Annotated in this window: 19 protein-coding genes and 1 tRNA gene; 13 read left to right on the forward strand and 7 right to left on the reverse strand. The window is 67.2% G+C overall.

The annotated features are described in order from the left end of the window. On the reverse strand, positions 1-1464 hold the full coding sequence (locus tag CXY81_RS09440) for a hypothetical protein (RefSeq protein WP_104194703.1): 1464 nt from the start codon (positions 1462-1464) through the stop codon (positions 1-3). Between the two features lie 273 nt (positions 1465-1737). On the opposite strand from CXY81_RS09440, the gene CXY81_RS09445 reads away from it, so the two are divergent. Next, positions 1738-2517, forward strand: coding sequence for an HAD family phosphatase (locus CXY81_RS09445; RefSeq protein ID WP_166786534.1), 780 nt, complete (start codon positions 1738-1740; stop codon positions 2515-2517). Then, entirely contained in the window at positions 2514-5021 is a 2508-nt protein-coding gene (locus tag CXY81_RS09450; RefSeq protein WP_104170946.1) for a glycoside hydrolase family 65 protein, read from the forward strand. The genes CXY81_RS09445 and CXY81_RS09450 overlap by 4 nt, the downstream gene beginning before the upstream one ends. A 237-nt stretch (positions 5022-5258) precedes the next feature. Here the strand turns inward: CXY81_RS09450 and CXY81_RS09455 are convergent, their stop codons facing one another. Next, complete coding sequence (locus tag CXY81_RS09455) at positions 5259-6053, reverse strand: GDSL-type esterase/lipase family protein (RefSeq protein ID WP_104194704.1); 795 nt, start codon at positions 6051-6053, stop codon at positions 5259-5261. Between the two features lie 259 nt (positions 6054-6312). After that, positions 6313-7788, reverse strand: a complete 1476-nt coding sequence (locus CXY81_RS09460) for a hydroxymethylglutaryl-CoA synthase family protein (protein WP_104194705.1) — start codon at positions 7786-7788, stop codon at positions 6313-6315. A 189-nt stretch (positions 7789-7977) separates the two neighbouring features. Here CXY81_RS09460 and mvaD point away from each other — a divergent pair, with 189 nt between their 5' ends. Genes mvaD through CXY81_RS09475 form a run of 3 tightly spaced genes read left to right on the forward strand, consistent with a single transcriptional unit; the run spans position 7978 to position 12430 of the window. Then, positions 7978-8988 carry a diphosphomevalonate decarboxylase gene (gene mvaD, locus CXY81_RS09465; RefSeq protein WP_233194109.1) on the forward strand — a complete coding sequence of 337 codons (1011 nt, stop codon included), beginning with the start codon at positions 7978-7980 and terminating at the stop codon, positions 8986-8988. Between the two features lie 2 nt (positions 8989-8990). Further along, positions 8991-10058, forward strand: a complete 1068-nt coding sequence (locus CXY81_RS09470; protein WP_104170943.1) for a mevalonate kinase — start codon at positions 8991-8993, stop codon at positions 10056-10058. Beyond that, the gene (locus tag CXY81_RS09475) at positions 10055-12430 is read left to right on the forward strand and encodes a hydroxymethylglutaryl-CoA reductase, degradative (protein ID WP_104194707.1); all 2376 of its coding nucleotides are present in this window, start codon (positions 10055-10057) and stop codon (positions 12428-12430) included. Before CXY81_RS09470 ends, CXY81_RS09475 begins: the two co-directional genes overlap by 4 nt. Before the next feature lie 261 nt (positions 12431-12691). Here the strand turns inward: CXY81_RS09475 and CXY81_RS09480 are convergent, their stop codons facing one another. Continuing rightward, positions 12692-12973, reverse strand: coding sequence for a helix-turn-helix transcriptional regulator (locus tag CXY81_RS09480; protein ID WP_134342752.1), 282 nt, complete (start codon positions 12971-12973; stop codon positions 12692-12694). A gap of 199 nt (positions 12974-13172) precedes the next feature. On the opposite strand from CXY81_RS09480, the gene CXY81_RS09485 reads away from it, so the two are divergent. Next, the gene (locus CXY81_RS09485; protein ID WP_104194708.1) at positions 13173-14633 is read left to right on the forward strand and encodes a DUF222 domain-containing protein; all 1461 of its coding nucleotides are present in this window, start codon (positions 13173-13175) and stop codon (positions 14631-14633) included. 114 nt (positions 14634-14747) lie between these two features. Here the strand turns inward: CXY81_RS09485 and CXY81_RS17520 are convergent, their stop codons facing one another. Beyond that, the gene (locus tag CXY81_RS17520) at positions 14748-15143 is read right to left on the reverse strand and encodes a recombinase family protein (RefSeq protein WP_369828371.1); all 396 of its coding nucleotides are present in this window, start codon (positions 15141-15143) and stop codon (positions 14748-14750) included. A 564-nt stretch (positions 15144-15707) separates the two neighbouring features. Continuing rightward, the gene (locus tag CXY81_RS09500) at positions 15708-16214 is read right to left on the reverse strand and encodes a DUF4395 domain-containing protein (protein ID WP_158252044.1); all 507 of its coding nucleotides are present in this window, start codon (positions 16212-16214) and stop codon (positions 15708-15710) included. A gap of 96 nt (positions 16215-16310) precedes the next feature. Between CXY81_RS09500 and CXY81_RS09505 the strand changes: the two genes are divergently transcribed. After that, positions 16311-16664 (forward strand): hypothetical protein, encoded by a 354-nt coding sequence (locus CXY81_RS09505; RefSeq protein ID WP_104194710.1) that lies wholly within the window; start codon positions 16311-16313, stop codon positions 16662-16664. A gap of 210 nt (positions 16665-16874) precedes the next feature. Here CXY81_RS09505 and CXY81_RS09510 read toward each other — a convergent pair. Continuing rightward, positions 16875-16958, reverse strand: a tRNA-Leu gene (locus tag CXY81_RS09510). A gap of 239 nt (positions 16959-17197) precedes the next feature. Between CXY81_RS09510 and CXY81_RS09515 the strand changes: the two genes are divergently transcribed. The 6 genes from CXY81_RS09515 to CXY81_RS09540 are packed head-to-tail and all read left to right on the forward strand — an operon-like array spanning position 17198 to position 24303. Further along, positions 17198-17947: a DUF3662 and FHA domain-containing protein gene (locus tag CXY81_RS09515; RefSeq protein ID WP_104194711.1), complete on the forward strand. Its 750-nt coding sequence runs from the start codon at positions 17198-17200 to the stop codon at positions 17945-17947. Then, on the forward strand, positions 17944-18528 hold the full coding sequence (locus tag CXY81_RS09520) for an FHA domain-containing protein (protein WP_104194712.1): 585 nt from the start codon (positions 17944-17946) through the stop codon (positions 18526-18528). Before CXY81_RS09515 ends, CXY81_RS09520 begins: the two co-directional genes overlap by 4 nt. Before the next feature lie 4 nt (positions 18529-18532). Then, positions 18533-19762: a PP2C family serine/threonine-protein phosphatase gene (locus CXY81_RS09525; RefSeq protein WP_104170934.1), complete on the forward strand. Its 1230-nt coding sequence runs from the start codon at positions 18533-18535 to the stop codon at positions 19760-19762. Next, positions 19746-21152, forward strand: a complete 1407-nt coding sequence (locus CXY81_RS09530; RefSeq protein ID WP_104100624.1) for an FtsW/RodA/SpoVE family cell cycle protein — start codon at positions 19746-19748, stop codon at positions 21150-21152. The genes CXY81_RS09525 and CXY81_RS09530 overlap by 17 nt, the downstream gene beginning before the upstream one ends. Then, on the forward strand, positions 21152-22603 hold the full coding sequence (locus tag CXY81_RS09535) for a penicillin-binding protein 2 (RefSeq protein ID WP_104170933.1): 1452 nt from the start codon (positions 21152-21154) through the stop codon (positions 22601-22603). Before CXY81_RS09530 ends, CXY81_RS09535 begins: the two co-directional genes overlap by 1 nt. Further along, a complete protein-coding gene (locus tag CXY81_RS09540; protein ID WP_104170932.1) occupies positions 22600-24303 on the forward strand; it encodes a protein kinase in 1704 nt (567 codons plus the stop codon). Before CXY81_RS09535 ends, CXY81_RS09540 begins: the two co-directional genes overlap by 4 nt. Positions 24304-24314: the final 11 nt, after the last annotated feature.

Genomic DNA, 24314 nt, shown 5'->3' on the forward strand with positions numbered 1-24314 from the left:
TTAGCCGCACCAATCAGGGAGAAAACCGGACACGCTACGGCTGCTGGTGCCGCGGTCGAGGTCTACCAGGGTGGTCGTCATGCCCGAGAACGCGGGCAGGGTCGGGTAGTCGTCGCCGAGGCCGGCCGCCGGGATCGTCTCCACCGCGAGGTACTGGCCGTTCGGCGAGACGCAGAAGTCCCGCACGCGCGACGCGTCCGACGCGGGAGTGAACGCGACGCTCGAGTCGGCGGCGTCGGTGACGGCGATCAGGGAAGCCAGCTGGTTGCTGTCGCCGGTCTCCTGCAGAAATAGGCGGGCGTAGCGCCCCTGCTCGGTGAGGAGCACGAGCTTGCCGGGGTAGGCGCTCGCTTCGAGCAGGCTGGGCGCGAGGTCGAGTGTGGTCACGGCCCCGTCGGCGAGGTCGATCGTCGAGCCTTGGTCGGGGTCGGCGACGACGAGCGCGCGGGTGCCGGGAACGAATCCGCGCATCTCGTCGTGCTCGCCCAACGGGGTCAGCACGGCGTCGCCGAGCATGTCGATCAGGAACAGGGTCTGCCCGGCGTTCTGCACGACGAGAGAGGTGCTGTCCGGCACGAAGCGCAGGTCCATCACCGTCATCGGCAGGCCGTCCACCCCGGTGACCTCGGCCGGGAGGCCCGAGTACTCGGTCAGGTCGTAGACGAAGGGGGTGCGGTCGTAGCGGCGCCCCGCCGTCTCCGGGGCGCTGGTGAAGGTGTACGCGATCAGGGTTTTCGACGGGGAGGCCGCCAGGTTCTCGATCACGCCCGCGCCCGGCACGGGCACCTGCACGTTGTCCCCGCCCCCGAACGAGACCACCTCGAGGGTGGCCGTGTCGTCTTCGGCGAGCGTGACGGCGGCGAGGTGGTTCTCCAGGGCGACATACTGCTGTATGCGCGGGGCGCTGAACACGATGTCTCCGTCGCCCCGGCCCTGCAGGGTCGTGCGGCGCACGGTGTCGGGCCGCTTCGCGCCGGCGTCGTCCACCCGGCTGTCGCGCTGCAGCGCATAGATGTCGGCGTCCGGGGTCGTGAACTCGTATTCCAGGGTGGCGGTGGCGTCCTGGGTGATGCTCGCGACATCCGTCACCGTCACCGTATAGACGGTGTTGTAGCGCAGGATGCCGGCGAACTCCACCGTCAGGGCGCGGTCGGCGACACGAGCGGAGACCTCTGTAGCCGGGGACACCGTCACCTGGCCGGCTTGGACCTCGGCCAGCGGCTGGTTCGCGGTGAGCAGCAGGCGCGCATTGCCACGCGTGACGGCGGCGTCGAGGTTGATCTCGGCGGAGGCCAGGCGGGGACCCTGGCTGAAGTTGGCCATCGCGAGGCCCGCCACCAGCAGGACGAGCACCGCGACCGTGACCGAGAAGAGCTGTCGGAAACGCCGGCCCGCCAGCCGCACGGAGCGCGACCGATTCGCGGACGCGGGTGCGACCGAGAGCGCGCTCCGTTCGCGGTTCATCCTGTCAATTGTATCGGCCGATTTTCCGGGCGCGCCGGAGACCGGGGGATCAGGGCCGCGCAACCGGAGAAATCGGCGCAACGCCTTCGGGGGCATAGGATCGGGGGGAGTATTCAGGCGTATGCAGTCCTAGCCCTGGTCCGCAGCGTCGTCAATCGCATTCCTCGCCGCGTTGGCGCACATCACGTCGATCCCCCGATCGAGATCGTGATCATTTGACCGCTTCGATCAGACCTCCCACTGTCTCAGGACCTACCAAGCAAGGCATCAGTTATGACTTCTACGCGATTCCCCCTGTCGCGCGCGGAAACGCGCGCCCGGCTCCTGTCCATGCGCGGTGTACTCTTCGACCTCGACGGGGTGCTCACGCCCACCGCCGATGTTCACATGGCCGCCTGGTCGCGCCTGTTCACCCGCTTTCTCGAGGACCAGGGAGTGAGCCCCGCCTACAGCGACGCCGACTACTTCCAGTACATCGATGGCAAGCCCCGCTATGACGGCGTGCGGTCGCTGCTCGCCTCCCGGGGCATCCAGCTGCCCGACGGCGACCCGACGGACGCCCCGGAGCGCAACACCGTCTGCGGCCTCGGCAACCGCAAGAACGAGGCCTTCAACGAGACCCTCGCCGAAAGTGGCGTCACGCCCTACCCGGGATCGATCGAGTTCCTCGACTACGTCGTGGCCGCCGGCCTCGCCGTGGCCGTCGTCACCAGCTCGCGCAACGGGGAGAAGACCCTCGCGGCAGCCGGCATTCGCGGACGCTTCGAAATCGTCGTCGATGGCCTGCTCTCGGCCGAGCGTGGCCTGGCCGGCAAGCCGGCCCCCGACACCTATGAGCTCGGCGCGGAACTGCTCGGCCTCGATGCGGCCCAGTGCGTCGTCGTCGAAGACGCGCACTCGGGCATCCAGGCCGGCCGCGCCGGCAACTTCGGCCTCGTGCTCGGAGTGGACCGCGGCGTGGGCACGCAGACCCTGCTCCACGCCGGGGCCGACGTCGTCGTCCCCGACCTGCACGAGCTGCTCCCCAACGTCGAAACGGAGGCCGGAGAATGAACCGGATCACCGACACGAACGACCCGCTCGACCGCAACCGATTTCCGATCGACGAGTGGGCCCTGGTCGAGAAGGACTTCTCCGGTGACGACATGGGACGCACCGAGACGCTGTTCGCCACCGGCAACGGGTACCTCGGCCTGCGCGGCAACGTGGACGAGGGCCGGGACGGCCACGCCCACGGCACGTTCATCAACGGGTTCCACGAGACCTGGCAGATCCGGCACGCGGAAGAGGCCTTCGGCTTCGCGCGCGTCGGGCAGACGATCGTCAACGCGCCGGATGCCAAGATCATTCGCATTTACGTCGACGACGAGCCGCTCGTCCTGACCCTCGCGGATCTGCTCAGCTATGAGCGCCGCCTCGACTTCGCCGGCGGCATCCTCTCCCGATCCCTCGAATGGCGCACGCCCTCGGGCAAGCGCGTGCTGATCCAGTCGCGCCGCCTGGTGTCGTTCACGGAACGCCACCTCGCGATCCTCGAGTACGAGGTCACCATGCTGGACGCCGACGCGTCGGTCGTGATCTCCAGCCAGATCCTCAACCGCCAGGACGGCATCGGCGAGTACGACGCCCCGAAGCCCACCAACGGCAAGGACTTCGACCCGCGTAGGGCCGAGTCGTTCACCGACCGGGTGCTGCGCCCCCGCTTCAAACGGGCATCCGAGGGCCGCTACATCCTCGGCTTCCGCTGCACGAACTCGGGCATGACCATCGCCTGCGCCGCCGACCACCAGCTTGAGACGCTCAATGAGTACGACGAGGCCTCGCACATCGGCGACGACCTCGCCAAGCACGTCTACCGCATCAAGGCCAAGCAGGGCCAGTCCATCCGACTGACCAAGACCCTCAGCTACCACACCTCCACCGGCGTGCCCACGCACGAGCTCGCCGACCGGTGCGACCGCACGCTCGACCGCGCCGTCGCAGCCGGAACCGAGCAGTACGTCGCCGAGCAGCGCGACTGGCTCACCGCTTTCTGGGCGCGCACGGATGTCGAACTCGCCGGCCAGCCTGCCCTCCAGCAGGCCACCCGCTGGAACTTCTTCCAGCTCGCGCAGGCGTCCATGCGAGCCGACGGCCAGGGCGTGTCCGCGAAGGGCGTGTCCGGATCCGGCTACGGCGGCCACTATTTCTGGGACACGGAAGTGTACGTGCTCCCCTTCCTGACCTACACGTCGCCGAACGCCGCGCGCAACGCGCTGCGGTTCCGGCACGCGATGCTCGAGCACGCCAGGGTGCGCGCCACCGAACTGAACCAGCTGGGCGCGCTGTTCCCGTGGCGCACGATCAACGGCCTGGAGTCGTCCGCGTACTACGCCGCCGGCACCGCGCAGTATCACATCGACGCTGACATCTCCTATGCGCTGACCCAGTACGTGTCGGCCACCGGCGATGAGGACTTCCTCTCCCGCGAGGCCATCGACATCCTGGTGGAGACGGCGCGCATGTGGGCCGATCTCGGCTTCTGGCGCGGCAACGGCAACGACGTCTTCCACATCCACGGCGTCACCGGGCCCGACGAGTACACGACTGTCGTCAACGACAACCTCTACACGAACATCATGGCCCGCTCGAACCTGCGGGACGCGGTCACCAGTGTGCGCAGACTGCGCGAGGTCGACATCGCCTCCTACGACTTCATGGTCGCCCGCCTCGGACTCGGCGAGGCCGAGATCATCGAGTGGTCGTTCGCCGCGGAAGCAATGCACATCCCCTTTGACAAGACCCTGGGCATCCACCCGCAGGACGCGCAGTTCCTGGAGAAGGAACGTTGGGACCTCTCGCAGACGCCGCCCGCCAACCGCCCGCTGCTGCTGCACTACCACCCCCTCGTGATCTACCGCTTCCAGGTGCTCAAGCAGGCGGATGTCGTGCTCGCCCTCCTGCTGCAGGGTGACCAGTTCACGCCGGAGCAGAAACGTGCCGACTTCGACTACTACGACCCGATCACCACGGGTGACTCGACGCTGTCCGACGTCGTGCAGTCGATCATCGCGGCCGAGGTCGGCTACCACGAGCTGGCGCTCAAATACTTCACCTCGGGCCTGTTCGTCGACCTCGCCGATCTGCACCACAACGCGGCGGACGGCGTTCACGTGGCATCCGCCGGCGGTGTCTGGAGCGCGCTCGTCTACGGCTTCGGCGGCATGCGCGACCACGGCGGCAAGATCACCCTCGACCCGCGACTGCCTGAGACCTGGGAGGCGCTGACCTTCCGCGTCACGCTCCGGGGAACCCGGCTGCGCGTGGACGTGCGTCAGAGCGAGGTCAACCTCACGATCGAGGAGGGCGTCGACGTCATGCTGTCCGTGCGCGGTGTTTCCGTCATCGTGCGGATGGGCCTGCCCATCACGGTCGCGCTGACCCACCAGGGCCCGCGCGACCCGGGGGCACCCTCTCGGACCTTGGTCGAGGGCGGGCGACGGGCCGACGGCACCGTCATCACGTCCTCGATCCCGACGATCGCGCACGCCACCGAGTTCCTGGAGCCGAACGACTAGTTCGCTTCCGCGGGGAGGGCCCCGGCACATCGTCGGGGGCCCTCCCTCGTTTCAAGCCCTGGCCCCGGCCCCGGCCCCTCGTCCGTCGCCCTGGCCCTAACCAATTCGACGGAGATTTCGCGATAGTGACCGCATTTCACATGAAATAGGTCGATTTTCGTCAAAATCTCCGTCGAATTCGTTCGCGGCGTCGGCAGGCCAGTGCCCGGGGAGCCGGGAACCGGGACTGCTACCGAGTTACAGCGCCGCCTGGATGGCCGCCGCGTAGGCCTGGTAGCCGGCGGGGGTCGGGTGGAAGGCATCCGGACCGGCGAAGTAGACCCACGAGTCGACGTCTCCGATGCCGTGGCCCGCGAAAGCCGCGGACACGTCGACGTATTCGAAGCTGGAGTTCGGTCGGATTGCCTGGGCCTGGGCTACGACGCCCTGGATGGTCTGGTTTAGCAGCATGGTTGCCCCGTTGAGCTGGGCGATCAGCGGGTCAGCCGAGGGGGCAAAGAGCAGCGGGTAGCCGGTGACGACCACGTGGGCATTCGGGGCGGCCGCCGCGACGCGTGCGTAGGTGTCGGCCAGACGGGCTGTAAGCTCGCCGGAATAGATCAGGGCGCCGGCGGTGGAGATGGCGTTCCCGCACGCGACCGGATCCGCGGACGCGCACGCCGCCGCCACGCCGGCCACATTCAGATCGTTGCCGCCCACGGTAAGTGTCACCAGGGTGGTCCCCCGGTTCAGGGACGACAGCTGCGTGGTGGTCACAGTCCCGGTGGTGGCCAGGCTGCAACTGACGTTGCGCAGCAGGTTTGTGCCCTTCACCGCGTCCAGAAGGGCGGGGTAGCCGCTCGGGCTCTGCAGGCAGCTGTCCACGTAGCCACCGCCGCCTTGCCCAGCCGCGTAGGAGTCGCCCAAGGCGACGTATTTGTTGGCCGGGGCCGTGGGTGCGGCGGATGCCGGTAGAGCACCGGCGGCAAGCACGCCCGAGGCGGCGAGGATGGCGGCGAGGACGCTGGACAGGAGTCGGATTCGGGGTTTCATGGCCCGACTTTACTCGGATCTGCGCTCTAGGTGCAGGGTTGATTTCGGCACGACCTCAGCGACTCCCGGAAAGCGGCCTGGCGCTCAGCCAGCTCGGCTTTCTGGGCCGCCCGTGCTCACGGTGCCGACCTCACCAATTCGACGGAGATTTTGCCGGGATCACCCCGATCGGTGCGAAAAACCGGGTTCTGGAGCAAAATCTCCGTCGAATTGGTTCACGCGCTCAAGGGATTGAATCGCGCGTCAGGCGACGAGAACGTCAGGCGGTAAGGGGCACGTAGCGGTAATACTCGATGCCCTGGTCGTAGAAGTCGGGGCCGTTCGCGGTGCCGAGGTGGTCGACGACGAACTGGTCCTCGGCCGGGGCCGGCACGAGGTCACCGGGGCGCCCCTCGTGCAGCGCGATGTACTGCGCCTCGGTCAGGTCGACCGGGCCGTGCAGGGCGGTCTCGAAGTTGATGCGTGCGGCGGCGGCCTGCCAACCCTCGGCGACCCGCATCGGGAGAGCCTCGGCGGCGTCGCCGCTGCCGTAGCCGAGCGCCAACCACTCCTGGCCGGCGAGCTCGAGGCCCTCCGTCAGTGCGTGCTGCAGACCGGATGCGAGCCACGCCGGCAGGGCGGCCGTGTAGAGGTTGCCCAGGTCGCGCATGGCGTCCGAGCCGAGGCCGAGCTTCTCGCTGACCAGGGTGTTCCAGACTTCGGTGCTTCGCAGGTGCTGGCGCAGGCGGCGGGACAGCGGGAAGACGTCACCGATGATCTCGCCGATGTCGGCCCCGTTTCCGTGGAACGGCGAGGGTGCGCACATCTCGGCGAGCAGGAGGTCGGCGTCGATCCCGGCATCCGCGCAGTGCGCGCGCAGCTGGTCGCGGCCCGATTCCTTGTCGGCCGCGAGCGTGAACAGGTAGGCCATCACCCAGCCGGTCGCCGGCATCTGGTGGTACGGGCGGTGCATGAACACCCGGTCGACCTCGTTGAAGTAATCGAGGGAATTGCCGGGGCGCTTTCCCAGCATGGCCGCCATCGCGTGGTGGGTGGCGTCGATGTAGCAGCTGGTCGAGTACCGGCCATTGAACACGGGCAGGTCCTGCATCTGCCCGTCGTCGCGGGGCGGCTGCCCGCGGAAGCGCGCGAACGGCTTGCGGAAGTCCGCCACCCGGTAGTCGGAGTCGCTGCCGGACCCGGCCAGATTTACTTCCAGCAGTCGGGCCTCGCTTTCCAGGAGCACAGCGACGGCGCCTGCACCTTGGGTGGGCTCGCCGCTGCCGCCGCGAGCGTATTCGGCGATGTCGGCGGAGACGACGATGGCCTGGCGGCCCACGCCATCCGTCGCCAGGTAGCGCAGGGCGGCCTTGATGCCGTAGACGCCGGCGAGGCAGGCCTGCTTGAACTCGGGCACCTCGCAGTCGCGCGCGAGCAGCGGCATGCCATGGGCGGTGAGGGCGTCGTTGACCATGCCCTTGACGATGACCGCACCGGCCGAGTTGTCGCTGCTGGATTCGGTGCCGAGGGCCAGGAGGCCGACCTGACCGGGGTCGATGTCGTAGTCGCGGATCAAACGCCACACCGCGTTCGCCGCGAGCGTGTAGACACTCTGGCCCGGGCCGCGCATGCGGAAGCTGCGTCCAACGACGTTCCGGACCTTCCCCCACGGCTGGTCGTTCCAGTCGCACCAGGCTTCGAGCTGCACCCGGTAGGGCGGCACGAACAGGGAGAATCCACTAATTCCAGGCGTCAACAGTTCCCTCTTCAGGTTTGGCGTGGTTGTTCACCCACACCGGGTCTCAAACGCACCACTCCATTATCAACGGATCGGTTGGTGAAAGTGGTGACCAGGAGCAGATCGTCAGGCGGAACCGACCCGATCACGGCGGTGCGGCCCCCCGGGAAGCGACTAAAATCGAGTGAACCCGATCGGAGCACCACTGTGGACCAACCCATCGATGGTGGCGCCACCGCCGTGGCCCGCGCGCACAGCAACATCGCCCTCGTCAAATACTGGGGCAAGCGCGACGCCGCCCTGAACACGCCCGCGGTCGGCTCCATCTCGGTCACGCTCGACGCGCTCTACACCGACACCCGCGTCACCTTCACGCCCGGTCTGGTCGCCGATGAACTGTGGCTGGCCGGATGCCGCATCGAGGCCACGCGCATCAGTCACGTTCTCGACCTGGTGCGTGGGCATGCCGCCAGCATGGGCCTGTCCGTCGCCGGACTGAACGCCATCGTGACGTCGACGAACAACTTTCCGACCGGGGCCGGCCTCGCCTCGTCGGCATCCGGCTTCGCCGCCCTCGCGGTTGCCGCGTCCGGCGCCGCCGGCCTCACCCTGGCCGACCGCGAACTGTCGATCCTAGCCCGGCACGGCTCGGGCTCGGCCGCCCGCTCGATCTTCGGCGGCTTCGCCGAGATGCACGCCGGCACCGCCGCCGACGGATCGGACGCCTACGCGGAAGAGCTGCTCGACCGGGCGGGCTGGCCGCTGGCGGTCGTCGTGGCGATCACCGAGCACGGAGAGAAATCGATAAATTCCACTATCGGCATGAACGAGAGCAAGGCCTCCTCGCCGTTCTACCAGGCCTGGCTTGACTCGGCCGACGACGACCTCAACGAGATGCGCTCCGCCATCCGTGACCGCGATTTCGCCCGGCTCGGGCAGCTCTCCGAGTACAACTGCCTCAAACTGCACGCCCTGATGCTCACGACCCGACCCGCACTGATCTATTGGAACGCCGCGACCGTCGCCGCGATGCACGCCGTGGCGGGTCTTCGCGCCCAGGGCGTGCCGGCCTATTTCACCATCGACGCCGGGCCGCAAGTCAAGGTGCTCTGCCTGCCCGGCGACGCCGCCGCGGTTCAGCGAGCGATGGTGCTCGTGCCCGGGGTGCTCGAGGCGCGCATCAGCGCGCTCGGCCCGGCCGCCTGCCGGCTGGAATGACCATGGCGACGACTCTGCCGACGCCTCCGCCGAAGCCGACGATCCGGGCGTCCGCGCCCGGCAAGCTCTTCCTGCTGGGCGAGTACGCCGTGCTCGAGGGCGCGCCGGCCCTGCTCACCTCCGTCGACCGACGCGTAGAGGTGACGGTCGACGAGTCACCCACGGGCTCCTGGCAGGTCAGCGCGTCCAATTTGGGCATCCGGAACCTGGTGTTGGGCACGGATGGCGCCCTCCCGGCCGGGCTCACCGACCAGCAGCGCGACCACCTCCGCGTCTTCGACCAGGTGCGCGTCGCCGTGCAGGCCGCTGCGCTGCGGGCGCGGGTGCTGCCGCAGAGTCAGACCCCGCTCGCCATCACCATTGACAGCAGCGCGCTGTCCCGGGGCGGCCACAAGCTCGGCCTCGGTTCCAGCGCCGCCACCGCCGCCGGCCTGACCGACGCCCTGGCCCGCGCCCTGGGCCTGACGCTCGACCGGAACGAGCTGTTCCGCCTGGCCCACGCCGCCCACCGCAGCGCGCAGAACGGCGCCGGCAGCGGCGGAGACGTGGCCGCGAGCGTGCACGGCGGGTTGATCCGCTATGCCCCGGGTGCCGCAGTGGTGCCTCTGCGCTGGCCGGAGGAGCTCTGCATCTCGGCCGTCGTCACCGGCGAGGGTGCGCTGACCACCCGCCTGGTGGGCCGCGTGGCCGACTACGCCGCCGAGAACCCTGCCCGGCACCGGGCCGACCTCGACCGGCTGAAACACCTCGCCGAACAGGCCGAGGCGGCGCTGGCCAGCCCGGCCGATTTCCTGCGCCTCGCCTCCGACTACTTCGCGGCGCTCACCCAACTCGACGCGCATGCCCAGGCCGGCATCGTGAGCGAGCGACACCGTGAACTGCACGCCCTCGCCCGGCGCGAGGGCGGCATCTTCAAGACCAGCGGGGCCGGCGGCGGAGACGTCGGTCTGGCCTTTAGCTACGCTGGAGAACCCACCGAGCGACTCGCCAGGGCACTCGCCCGGGCCGGGGCCGCCATCGTCCCGCTCGGCTTCTTCGCCGCCGGCCTACAGGGAGGCACCGCGTCATGAGCCGGTCCCGCATCCCCCGCTTCTACCAGTTGTCGGTCAGTGAACGCATCGCGCTCCTCCGGCAACGTGGTGTCCTGTCGACGGATGCCGCCGCGCACCTCGCAGACGGAACGTCCGCCCTCGACGTGGCGGCCGCCGACCGGTTGATCGAGAACGTGATCGGCGTCTTCTCAATGCCGATGGGACTCGGCCTGAACTTCCAGATCAACGGCCGGGACCACCTGGTGCCGATGGTGGTCGAAGAGCCCTCCATCGTCGCCGCGGTCAGCTCCGCGGCCCGGCTGGTGCGCCAGGCCGGCGGGTTCACGAGCGTCACCGACGAGCCGCTGCTGATCGGCCAGATCCAGGTCGTCGACCTTATCGACCCCGAGCGCGCCCGGGCTGACCTGCTCGCGCGCGGCGACGAGCTCGTGGCGCTGGCCGACAGCGGGCATCCGAAAATGGTGGCGCGCGGCGGCGGCGCCCGCGGCATCGAGGTCTTCCTGCGCGGTGCGACGGCGCAGAACGGCGAACTGCTCGTCGTGCACCTGCTGGTCGACACCCGCGATGCGATGGGCGCCAATGTCGTCAACTCGATGTGCGAACGGCTCGCCCCACTGGTCGAGGAGATCAGCGGCGGCCGCGTGTTCCTGCGCATCCTCTCCAACCTCACCGACCGGGCCCTGGTGCGCGCCCGTGCCGTGATCCCGCACGCGCTGCTCGAGACCGCCGACTTCCCCGGCGAACGCGTGCGCGACGGTATCGTGCTCGCAAACGAGTTCGCGGCCATGGATCCCTACCGGGCCACCACGCACAACAAGGGCATCATGAACGGCATCGACGCCGTCGCCCTCGCCACCGGCAACGACTGGCGGGCGATCGAGGCGGCGGCCCACGCCTACGCCGGCCGCGGCGACGGCTACGGCCCGCTCACCACCTGGAGCGTGAACGACGCCGGCGATCTCGTGGGCGAACTGACCATCCCGTTGAAGGTCGGCACGGTCGGCGGCCAGGTGGAGTCGAACCCGGCCGTACGGCTCGCCCACACGATCCTCGGGGTGTCTTCAGCGGCCGAGCTGGCCGAGGTGATGGCCGCCGTGGGGCTGGCCCAAAATCTGGCCGCCCTCAAGGCCCTGTCGACCAACGGCATCCAGCACGGCCACATGCGCCTGCACGCGCGGGCCGTGGCGGCTGCCGCCGGCGCCAGTGGACCCCGGTTCGAGGAGGTCGTCGAGAGGCTCATTACCGACGGCGAGATCAAGGTGTGGAAGGCGCGCCAGATCATGCAGGCCCTCGAAGAGAGCAGCGACGGCGACCGGGCCATTGAGCCGGCCGCGCCGGTTGCCGGGTACGGCACCGCCGCCGTCGTCGCCTTGCCCGCGGCTCACCCCGCACCCACGGCCACCCTTACGCCCAGCGCTTCCGCCACGTGCGCTGCTGCCCTCACCCCCGGCGCCCCCGGCCCGGATGCCCACCTCGGCTACGGCAAAATCATCCTGATGGGCGAGCATTCCGTCGTCTACGGCTACCACGCGATCGCCGCGCCGATCGGTCTGTCGGTGCGCGCGCAGGTTACCCGCCAGACGTCGCTCCGCAAACCGGTCATCGCCGACTGGGACGTCGACGGCTCGGTGCGCGAACCGATCCGAGCAGACCTCTCGCACCGGGTGGCGGCGCTGATCGTCACCCGGCTCGGCGTGTCCGACGCCGGCCTTCGGGTCGACGTGTTCTCTCACCTGCCGCGCGCCAGCGGCCTGGGTGCCTCCGCCGCGTTCGCGGTGGCATTGATCCGCGCCGTCGCCGACAGCTTCCAGCTCACGATCAGCGACGCCGAGGTCTCGAGCCTCGCCTTCGAGTGCGAACAGATCGTGCATGGCACCCCGTCGGGCATCGACAACACCGTCGCCACCTTCGGCCGGTCGGTTCTTTTCCAGAGATCGGATGCCCCGGGCGGCCACACGATCCGCGACATCTTCACTCCCCACCCGATCCCCATCGTCATCGGGCTGTCCGGGGTGGAGTCGCTGACGAAGCAGACCGTGGGCCTCGTGCGCAGCGCCTGGCAGCGCAACCCCGCGCGCTACGACGCTATCTTCAGCCAGATCGACGGGCTGGTGTTGGCCGGGGTAGACGCGCTCCGCCGCGGCGACATCGCCGAGCTCGGCGAACTGATGAACATCAATCAGGGACTGCTCAACGCGCTACAGGTGTCGAGCCCGGAGATCGAGTCACTCGTGGCGATCGCCCGCCGCGCCGGCGCCCTCGGAGCGAAGCTGACCGGTGGCGGGGGCGGCGGCGCCATGATCGCTATCGCCGAACCCGGCGGCACCGAACCGATCATCACCGCAATGCGCAGCGCCGGCTACACGACCTACCTCACCGAGATTCGCTGAGCACCCGAAATTCGAACCTGTATTCGAGGTATTCGGAGCTGGGCATCTCGTCATTCCCGACAGCAATAAACGGCGATTATGGCAGTCGTCCACAGGTCTCACGCGAAGTTATCCACATCGGGCATTCCAGTAATTATGCGGGCAACAGCCACATTTCACGCTGCTGTCCACAGGGTTATCCACAAGGCTGCGGATAGACGTATCTTCGACGTCTGCCGGGCCGGCCTGCCCGCCTCGCGGCGCAGGTCTCAATCGGCGGCCCTACGGCGGGCCCACGCGCCCCGGCCACAGGTCGACACCCAAACCGTTCTCCAGACGGGCCACGGTCGCCAGGTCCGGCCAGGACCGCCCGTGCAGCACCGAGAGCAGTGTCGTGTGGTCGAGCCCGGCATCGCGCGCCGCGGCGCGCACGCTCCGCTCGCCGATTGCGGCCTGCACGTTCACCGCGAACTGACGGGCCACCTCGCCGACGGCGCCCGCCGACGGCACGTCGGGCCACCCCACCACGAGGTCACGGGGAGCAGGTCGCGCCGGTCTGGACATAGCCCGAGCGTAGACGACGGATGTCCCCCTCGGATCGCCCACCCCAACCCGTCAGTCGAATCCACGGTGGTCGGGCTGGTCGAGACCCGGTGAGCCGCTCTCTGAACTTGTGAACAAATCTTCGAAATAAACACTGAATCGAGTCGACAAATAGTGACAGACTCTCGACTCTGTGTTCGCTTTGAGGTATCCTCGTATCATGATCGATCTCGCGGATGACCTCAGGCAAGCGGCCGATGCCGTCGCCCTGCTGGGCTCCTCGAGCGCCGACTATGAGGCGCTGGCTGATGCCGCAGTGTTGTCCGGTCAGAAGCAGATCGCGGCGGCTCGCCGCCTGCTCGACACCCGCGCCGCGTGGATGGCCGGCACCATCGCCCGCCGGTCCCGGCCGGAGTTGGGCCACTCCGGGTTGGCGGCGCAGCAGGGGTTTCTCTCGCCGGAGGCCCTCATCCAGAAGTGGACCGGCTCCTCGAAGGGCAACGCCTACAAAATGGTCGCCGTCGGCACCATGATGGCTGATGCCGAAGCAGCCGAGAAGCAGGTCGAGGCGGCGCTCTCCTCGCCCGACAGGGATGCCGCCGAGGTCGCCGAGTTCGAGGCGAAGGTGCCGTGGCAGGCGCCGATCGCCCGGGCCGTCACCGCCGGCACCCTCTCCGTCGACGCGGCCGAGTCGATCCGCGCGGGGCTCGGCCAGATCGACGCCTCGGTCACCGCCGAGAAGCTCGCGGTGGCGCTGGAGGCGCTCCTGGCGGAGGCGTCGTCACTGAATGCCGATCAGGTCTTCAAACGGGCGAGACGGATGCGCGACCAGCTTGACGAGGCCGGCATCGCCGCCCGGGAGAAGCAGGCCTACGACGACCGCTACCTGCGGGTCTACCGGCTGGGCAACGGCAACGTACGACTCAGCGGGCTGTTTGCCCCCGAAGACGGCGAGTTCATGCTCTCCACGTTCGACTCGATCACGGGCCCGCGCCGCGGCGGGGTTCGATTCGTGGACGCGCAGCGGGCGGCCTGGGCCAAGAAGATGCAAGACGACCCCCGCACGACCGAACAGATCGCCGCTGACTCCCTGGTGCAGCTGCTGAAGATCGCCGGCGAGGCCGACCCGGGCCGGGTCTTCGGCGGGCGCCGCCCCTCGGTGCGCGTGATCGTGACCGAAAAGGCGCTCAAGACGGGCCAGGCAGGCCAGGCCGAGCAGGTCAACGAACACGGGCCGGCCGAACCCGCCGCTCACGGGCAGATCGAGGGCAACCCTCTCCCCATCTCCCAGGAAACCATCGACCGGCTGCTCTGCGACACCGGCACCCGCGGCATCAAATTCGACGACAACGGCCAGATCATCAACGTCGGCCGCGACGAACGACTCTTCACGGAGAAACAGCGCGCCGCGATGGCCGTGCGTGACGGCGGATGCCTCTGGATCGACTGCGACAGATCACCGGCCTGGAGCGAAGCCCACCACATCAACGAGTGGTTGAAAGGCAACGGCTACACCGACCTCGCCGACGGGGTACTCCTCTGTCATCCGCACCATCTGCTGCTGCACAACCAGCATTGGACGATCAGCCGCACCGGAACTCAGCATTGGCTGCGGCCACCGGTGGAGGTTGACCCGAAGCAGACACTGATCGCTCTGCCGAGCAAGCGGGCGAACCTGTAGGGCGGGACGGGTCACCGGGTCTCGACGGGCTCGACCACCGGGGCTGAAACCACCGGAACGACAAAAGGCCCCCAATCTCTCGGCGGCCTTTCTGTCCGACTGGGTGGGCGGCAATCAACCCATCGTGTTCGCTGTGGGTTGATTGCAAAACTCAAAACTTCGGCCTGACCCCGTGTGCTGGTTGCGTAGTTCCTCGCGATTCTTCTGCATGATCTTGCCGATCCTCTGGCGTTCGACGAAAATCTTCTGAAAATTCGTGGAATCGAGGGACACGCCTCCGCTGGCTCCACCGCGCTGTAGCGCCCGCGAGCGCCACGAAAGCTGGAACGCCTTCCTGAACCGCCTACACTTGTGTGCGGTGTGGTGCAGTTTCTGGTCATCGACGATGTCTTTCGCGTCGCGCAGTGACCGGGCAAGGCGGTCGAGCTTGGTGACCACAAGCGTGTCCCCGGCCCGGCATGCAGCCAGCGCTTCTCGTAATCCTGGCCGCGCCCGGTTCGTGCCGGTCACCCTTGATCGGTGAACGTCCGGCTATCGGGCACCCGGTAGATATAGATCCAGCACATACGTCGGCGACGGACGTCCCAACAGCGAATGCTGGAATGGATGTGCGCCAACTCACCGGTGACGACCTGGAACTCATTGCGAGAGCGGAAGAGGCAATTGATGCCAACGCGGACGTTGAAGGCGGGGTACACACAGTCGGGGCTGCCGTTTGTGATGCCACGGGACATATCCACGTCGGCGTCAACGTTTATCATTTCACGGGTGGCTCTTGTGCTGAGCTCGTCGCGCTGGGATCAGCACGAACCTCCGGAGCGCGAGCTAACGGCGATTGTCGCCGTGGGCGACAGTGGGCGTGGCGTGAAAGCCCCGTGCGGCCGCGATCGCCAAGTTCTTGCCGAAGAGAAAGCGACCGCTGATGCGGCGAGCTCGGTTGCTGGCTAGTTCGACCATGAGTTGTCACGAGACGGCCGGGTGCCTCACGAACGGATAGTTTCCCATAACGCCGTTGACAGTTCCTGATGAGGCAATCCGACCGAGCTGTGGTTCTGCGGCGTGGACCCGACCTTTTCACCTTGCTGCTGCGTGGGGAAAAATTTGTCTGTACAACCACGATCCGAGACACCAATGGGTCGTGGTGAGAATTGTACCGCCGAGAGCGACCATTCCTCCCAGCACGATTCCCAGCGCTGATAATCCGAAATAGAGGGACAAGGCCGCACCTGCAAGTAGCACGGTGGACAGCAGGTAGGAAAACCGTCGTGGACTCGGCGTGGGGGGAAGCGCCGGAGCGCGAAACATATGGCGAACGACCAAGTTATAGACCAGATCGAGAATCATGCCACGGGGGAATAGTGCCCCTGTGAGAGGAACGATTGCACCCAATCCAAGAATGATAGGCGACTGCAAAATCAATCCGAGAACGATCAAGACAGTGCCCACTGCCGGTGTGAATCGTAGGGGCCATGCGTAACAAGACTTGGCGTCATCATCGAGGCCTCCGAATCCCTGCTTATCCAGATTGGTCTTCGTTAGTTCTCTCAGTGCCGCCATCTTCGATTCCTTAATGCTGGCCATAGGCAACCCCATTTTCGCAGACAGGGGCTATTCGTCTTTTCTTAAAAATCTCAGTGTTCCTAGGATATCGAGCCCCTGCCTCCGGCCCGGCGATGAGTGTTCACTCCCACTCCCGGCACCTACATGGCAATCGACCGTGCCAGCGGCAAGCGCGTTACCAGCCCCGTCACACCAGCGACCGTCACCATCCCGATGGATGCCGGAGCCCCAGCCGAACGGAATCAGGACCCCCGGTTGGCTGTGAAGCACCTCCAGAAGTTCGCCTTCAATTACCTCGCGGCGACCATCGCCGCCGTGTCATCGAACTTGCGGAAGATATTCGACTTCTTCGTGAAGACCGCGGAACGTGACAGCGGCGAGAGTCTCTCCCGAGAACGCCGACGCAAAGAAGCCACCGGAACACCGCTGAATAAACACAGCGCACTTCCCTCCCTGGCGCCGCCGCAGTAGCGGGAACCTCCGCCAATTCCGAACGTCACCCCGCGCGCCGAACGCTTCAGCCTGCCTACCAGCAGGCTGATTGGCGTTTAACCCGCGAATTACCGAGCGGCGAACGGCGAAACCGCTCCTGAAATCGCTCGGACTCGTTAAAAGCAGGAGGCCGGCTGAGCATTTCTGCTCAACCGACCTCTTCGCCTGGATTTCCTGAAACACCCACTGTGCGCGAGGGGGGACTTGAACCCCCACGTCCTTTCGAACACTGGCACCTGAAGCCAGCGCGTCTGCCAATTCCGCCACTCGCGCGAACTTAGGCAGATTAGCACTTTCCGAGGGCACAACGCCATTCGAGACAGGCAGGCCGCGCGAACACAGGTCTGCGCGGCGTGGCGAACATCCTGAACACGCGCCCGATATGCGCCCGACATAACGACCCGGACTGGCTCCCGTAGGATGACAACCCTTACCGGGTATTGCCCGGCGGGTGAGTTAACACTTGGGACAAGTAACATGCTCATAGCCGAAAGGATCGGATCGGGAGACCTGTGGGCATTCTGGATAGTTTTGAAAAGGGTCTCGAACGCGCCGTCAACGGTGCGTTCGCCAAGACCTTCAGGTCGGGGCTGCAGCCGGTTGAAATCACCTCAGCACTGCGTCGCGAACTCGACACAAAAGCAGCGGTCGTGTCCCGCGATCGCATTCTCGCGCCCAATCGCTTCACGGTGCGAATGAGCCATGCCGACTTCCAGCGCATGTCCGCCCTTGGCCAGACCCTCCTCGACGAACTCACCGAACTCGTGCAGCTGCACGGCCGCGAGCAGCGTTACCAGTTCGCCGGCGGCATCTCGATCACCCTGTCCGCGGATCGCGGCCTCAGTGAGGGCATGGTCCAGATCGACTCCAGCACGATCAAGGGCAGCGTCGCCTGGATCCCCGTGGTCGAGGTCAACGGCAAGCGCTACCCCCTGACGCAGTCGCACACCGTCATCGGCCGCGGGAGCGACGCCGACATCACCATCGACGACTCCGGCACCTCTCGCCGGCATGTCGAGATCCTCTGGGACGGCTCCCGTGCCCAGGTGCGCGACCTCGGCTCGACAAACGGCTCCCAGCTCAACGGTTCACCGGTAACGCAGGCCATCCTCGAGCCCGATTCCGTCGTCACCATCGGCCGCACCCGCATCGTCTTCCGGGTCATCGCGCAGGCATCCTCTTCCGAGCCGGTGACCGAGCGTCGCCGCGACGGCGGCCGCGAACGTCACGACATGGACGGATTCTGGGGACCCACCGCATGAGCGTCAGCGAGCTCACCCTGCTGGTGCTGCGCCTCGGCTTCCTGCTGGTGCTCTGGCTCTTCATCTTCGGCATCGTCTATGCCCTGCGCAGCGACCTGTTCGGCCAGCGCGCCCGCAAGATGCAGGCGGATGTCGCTGGCTCGGCCGGCGCGCCCGCCGCGTTCCCGAGCGCCACGCCCGTGCCGAGCGCCACCCAGCCTCCCGCCGCCGCAGCCTCCGCGCCGACGGAGCAGTTCACGGCTCGGCCGAGCCCGGCGTTCACCGCCGTGGACGACAAGGCCACCAGCCAGAACGCGACCCGCCTCGTGATCACCTCCGGCCCGAAGTCCGGCACCGAGTTCCCGCTCACCGGCGACTCGATCACGATCGGGCGGTCGGGCGACTCGAGCCTCGTCATCCGTGACGACTACACGTCCACCCACCACGCGCGTCTGATGCTCTGGCATGACAAGTGGATGATCCAGGATCTCGATTCGACCAACGGCACCTTCCTGGACGGCAACCGTTTGGCCGTGCCGACCCCGGTCCCCCTGAACACCACCGTCAAGATCGGCGCAACCAGCTTCGAGCTTCGGCGGTAGCTGCATGGCGACAGTCAGTCACAGCGCGGCCACGTCCCACGTTGGAAAGATTCGGTCCAACAACCAGGACTCCGGTTATTCCGGGCGCCATCTCTTCCTGGTTGCCGACGGCATGGGCGGGCACGCCGGCGGCGACGTCGCTTCGGCGATCGCCACCAAACGCATCATGGATGCTGACCGGGACTTCCAGTCCCCGCAAGACGCCGAGTTCGCCCTGCAAGCGGCGCTGATCGCCGCGAATTCGCAGCTCGCCGAGACCGTGTTCGAGCACGCCGAGCTCACCGGCATGGGCACCACCGTCAGCGCGCTGATCGTGCTGGAAGACGAGGTGGCGATCGCGCACATCGGTGACTCGCGCATCTACCTGCTCCGCGAGGGCGAACTCTCCCAGATCACCATCGACCACACCTTCGTGCAGCGGCTCGTCGACAGCGGCCGCATCACCGAGGCGGAAGCCATGGTGCATCCGCGCCGCTCGGTGCTCATGCGCGTGCTGGGCGACGTCGAATCGGCGCCGGAGATCGACACCTCCATCCTTGCGACCTTCCCCGGTGACCGCTGGCTGATCTGCTCCGACGGGCTCAGCGGCGTGGTCTCTAATTCGGGCATCGCCGCGGCCCTGCTCAGCCCACTTGACGCCCAGGGCGTGGCCGATCGTCTGGTCAAGGAAAGCCTCGACGGCGGAGCCCCTGACAACGTCACCATCGTCGTCGTCGACATCGGCTCACCCGCCGAACGCATCGACATGCCCACCGTGGTCGGGTCGGCATCCGCTCCCCTGGCCTTCGGCGAGGAGCCCACCCGCGGCCGGGCGCTGCGCATGTCGAGCTTGCGCCTGCACCCCGTGCGTGAAACGCACTTCGAGCCTGACTCCCAGGACTATCTCTCGGAGCTGATCGAGGAAGACAATCGCCGGGCCCGCCGCCGCAAGATCACCTGGCTGGTCGGCATCATCCTGCTGACCCTGGCCATCGTCGGTGCCGGCTTCCTCGGCTACCGGTGGACCCAGTCCCGTTACTACGTGGGGGTGGAAGGCAGCACGGTCGCCATCTTCCAGGGCGTGCAGCAGGACCTCGGCCCCCTCTCCCTGTCCTCCGTCTTCGAGGACACCGACCTGGAGCTGTCCGAACTGCGGGTCTACGACCGGCAGCAGGTCGAAAAAACCATCAGCGCAACCTCCCTCGCGGATGCGTTGCTCATCGTCGAACGGCTCCAAGATGCCAGCGTCCAGTAACCGGTCCACGACGACGGATGCGCCCGCGCGCCCGCCCCGCACGGGTCGCGTGCGCCGACTGCACCTGCCCCAGAAGCTGCGCAACCTCGAGTTGGTCCTGCTGCTCATCGCCTGCGGCATCAACGCGGCCACCGTTGTGCTCGTGCAGCTCGGCGCGCTCGGCCGAATCGACACGACACTGGTGCTGCTCGGCGCCGGCCTGTCGGTGCTGGTTCTGGCCATGCACGTGGTGCTGCGCGTCGTGGCCCGCGAGGCCGACCCGTTCATCCTGCCCATCGCCACCCTGCTCAACGGCCTCGGCATCGCCATGATCTACCGCATCGACCTGGCCAACGAAGAGTCCGGCTGGGCCAGCGCCTCCGTACGCCAGACCGTGTGGAGCGCCCTGGCCATCGGTTGCGCGATCGCGGTCATCCTGATCATCCGCAACCACCGGGTGCTGTTCCGCTACACCTACATCGCCGGGTTCGTCGGTGTGGCACTGTTGCTGCTCCCGCTCGTTCCCGGCCTCGGCCGCGAGGTCAGCGGGGCGCGCGTCTGGATCGGCGTCGGATCCTTCGCCACCTTCCAGCCGGGCGAGATCGCGAAGATCGCCCTGGCCGTCTTCTTCGCCGGCTACCTCGTGCGCAACCGCGACAGCCTCTCCATGGTGGGCAAGAAATTTCTTGGCATGCGTTTCCCGCGCCTGCGCGACCTCGGCCCGATCCTTGTCGTCTGGGCGCTGTCCATGTCCGTGATCATCTTCCAGCGCGACCTCGGAACCGCCCTGCTCTACTTCGGTCTATTCCTGGTCATGCTCTACCTGGCCACCGGCCGCCTCAGCTGGGTGCTGCTGGGCATGTCCCTCTTCCTCGGCGGTGCCCTCATCGCCAGCCAGACCCTGGACTACGTCAACGGCCGGTTCCAGAACTGGCTCGACGCCCTCAACCCGGATGTCTACGGGGCCGACGGCGGCAGCTACCAGCTGGTGCAGGGGCTCTTCGGTCTCGCCAAAGGCGGGCTCATCGGCACGGGTCTGGGCCAGGGGCGTCCAGAGATCACCCCCGTCCCCCAGAGCGACTACATCATCGCCAGCCTCGGCGAGGAACTCGGCCTGGCCGGCATCTTTGCGATCCTCGCGCTCTACCTGCTCCTCGTCGCGCGCGGCTTCCGCATCGGCTTCGCCGGCAATGACGACTTCGGCAAGCTGCTCGGCGTGGGTCTCTCCTTCGTCATCGCCCTGCAGTGCTTCATCGTGATCGGCGGCGTCACCCGTGTGATTCCCCTCACCGGTCTGACCACACCCTTCCTCGCCGCCGGCGGGTCCTCCCTCGTCGCGAACTGGATCATCGTGGCCCTGCTCCTGCGCCTGTCCGACACGGTGCGCAACCAACCCAGGCTGGTGGTCTGATGAATCGTGAACTCAAACGAGTGAGCATCGTGGTCCTGCTCATGTTCGTTGCCCTGCTCGTCTCCACGACAATCGTGCAGGTCTTCCAAGCAGACAGCCTGTCCGCGGATGCCCGCAACACCCGCACGCTCTACGACAGCTACTCCGTCGAACGCGGTCCGATCCTCGTCGCGGGCGAGCCGATCGCCCAGTCGATGCCCGCCGACGATGAATACAAGTTTCAGCGCACCTACAGCAACGGGCCGCTCTACGCCCCGATCACCGGGTTCATTCCGCTCAACGGTGCGCCCACCGGGCTGGAGCATGCCCTTAACGGCGAACTCAGCGGAACGTCCGACGCCCAGTTCTTCGACAAGATGAACGCCCTGATCACCGGCCAGAACCCCAAGGGGGCTTCTGTGGAGGTCACGATCGACCCGGTCGCGCAGCAGGCCGCCTGGGATGCCCTCGGCGACCTCACCGGCTCCGTCGTCGTCTCCGAGCCGGCGACCGGTCGCATCCTCGCCCTGGTCTCCAAGCCCAGCTACGACCCGAACCTGCTCACCGTGCACGACAACCAGCAGGTCACCGACAACTATCAGTCGCTGCTGAACGACGACGGTAACCCGCTGCTCAGCCGCGCCACCAAGACCCTCAACCCACCCGGCTCGGTATTCAAGCTGGTCGTGATGACGGCCGCCCTGGAATCGGGCAAGTTCACCCCGGAGAGCACCTTCCCGAACCCGCCCACGTACCAGCTGCCCGGCTCGTCGGCTGTCGTCATCAACTCCGGCGGCGGCACCTGCGGCGGAGGGGACACCGTCACCCTCGCCACCGCCCTGCGTCTCTCCTGCAACATTCCGCTGGCCGAACTAGGTCTGCAGCTGGGCAACAAGGCCATTCGCGACACGGCCGAGAAGTTCGGCTTCAACAGCGACTATTCGATCCCCCTCGACGTGTCTCAGAGCGTGTACCCCACGGTTCTCGACGACGCCCAGACCGCACTCTCGGCCTTCGGCCAGACGGATGTCCGTGCGACGGCCCTGCAGATGGCGATGGTTTCAGCCGCGATCGCCAACGGCGGCCAGCTGATGACGCCCAACCTCGTCGACAAGGTGACCGCACCGGACCTGAGTCCGATTCAGGTCTTCGAGCCGGAAGCAATGAAACGGGTGATGAGCGCCGAAACGGCGGCAACACTGAACCAAATGATGGTCAACGGAGTCCAGGATGGCGCCGCCAGCAATGCAAGAATAGACGGGGTCAAGGTGGCAGGTAAAACGGGCACGGCGGAGAACGCCGAGGACGAGCCTTACACCCTGTGGTTCACCGGATTCGCTCCTGCGGAGGATCCGAAATATGCGATCACCGTTCTCGTTGAAAATGGCGGGGGACTTGGCCAGACAGGGTTCGGCAATCTGCTTGCCGCACCTATTGCAAAGGAAGTACTAGAGGCGGTGCTGAACAAATGAGACCCACATCAGGGCTCACCTTCGGGGGACGATACGAGCTGCAGTCCCGGATCGCCATTGGCGGGATGGGTGAGGTTTGGAAGTCGATCGACCTCGTAATCGGTCGCACGGTCGCCATCAAGATTCTCAAGGACGAGTACCTCGGTGACCCTGGGTTCCTCGAGCGGTTCCGCGCCGAGGCCCGTCACGCCGCGCTCGTCAACCACGAAGGCATCGCCAACGTGTTCGACTACGGCGAAGAAGACGGCAGCGCCTTCCTCGTGATGGAACTCGTACCCGGTGAAGCACTGTCCACCATCCTCGAGCGCGAGCATGTCCTCCCCGCGGACAAGGTGCTGGACATTGTCTCCCAGACGGCCGCCGCGCTTCACGCCGCGCACGCCGCCGGACTCGTGCACCGCGACATCAAGCCGGGCAACCTGTTGATCACGCCCGAGGGCCGCGTCAAGATCACCGACTTCGGCATTGCCCGCATCGCCGACCAGGTGCCGCTCACCGCGACCGGCCAGGTCATGGGCACCGTGCAGTACCTCTCACCCGAGCAGGCCAGCGGCCGCTCCGCCTCGCCGACCACCGACATCTACTCGCTCGGCATCGTCGCTTACGAAAGCCTCGCCGGCCGCCGGCCGTTCACGGGCGAGTCCCAGGTCGCGATCGCCATGGCGCAGATCAATGAGACCGCCCCCGACCTGCCCGACACGGTGTCGGAGCCGGTGCGCAACCTGGTGATCTCCTGCCTGGCCAAGAACCCCGCGGACCGTCCGGCCTCGGCCGCGCACCTGTCCCGTGCCGCCGCGGCCCTCCGTCGCGGCGACATCGCGGCCGCTGCGGCATCCGTGCCTGCCATCATGAACGGCGTCACGCCCACCTCCGCGACCATGTTGATGCCCGGAGCCGGCGGAATGCAGGCCACGACCGTGCTGCCCACCGGAGCGCCCGCGACGCGTGCCTCCGCGACGGCGGAACCCGAGGAGAAGAAGCGCAGCCCGTGGACCTGGCCGCTGATCGGCCTGATCGGCCTGCTCGCGCTCGTACTCACCGGCACCCTGATCGCCCTGTTCACACAGGACAACACGACGCCGGTGGAGACGCCGACCACGTCGGCACCGGCATCGGTGACTCCGTCCCCGAGCAAAACGCCCACCCCCTCGGCGACCCCCGCGCCATCGCCGACCCCAACGAGCAACACCGTCGAGGTCAGTCTGGCCGACTACCAGGGACTGACCAGCACGGAGGCGCGCGACAAGCTGTCCGGGCTGGGATTCGTAGCGGATGTCCAAGCCGGCAACGCGGCCACCACCCCGGAGCAGATCGCCGACACCGTCTACGACGTGAACCCCACCGGCCCGGTGACGAAGGGTTCCACGATCACGGTCACGGTCTACGCCCCCGCCGTCACCCCCGACGACCCGACCGCGGCGCCCACCGTCGCCCCCGCCTCGGTCGCCGCCGGAGCAGAGGCCACGGTCACCTGGGCTGCACAGTCCTGCCCAAGCGGCCAGACGCTCTCCGGCTATGAAGTCGTGGCCGACGGCGACGCCGTCTCCCCCGGCCCGATCAGCCCGGACGCCACCTCTACGAAGATCACCGCGGGTCCCGACGCCGGCACCTTCACGGTCAAGTTCCGCTACATCTGCGGCCAGGTCGCGTCGGCCTACTCAGAGTCCAGCACACCTGTCACCGTCACCCCGGCGGCGTAGCGGAGGCTCAG

The organism is Cryobacterium sp. M25, assembly GCF_002929635.1.
Taxonomy (GTDB): domain Bacteria; phylum Actinomycetota; class Actinomycetes; order Actinomycetales; family Microbacteriaceae; genus Cryobacterium; species Cryobacterium sandaracinum.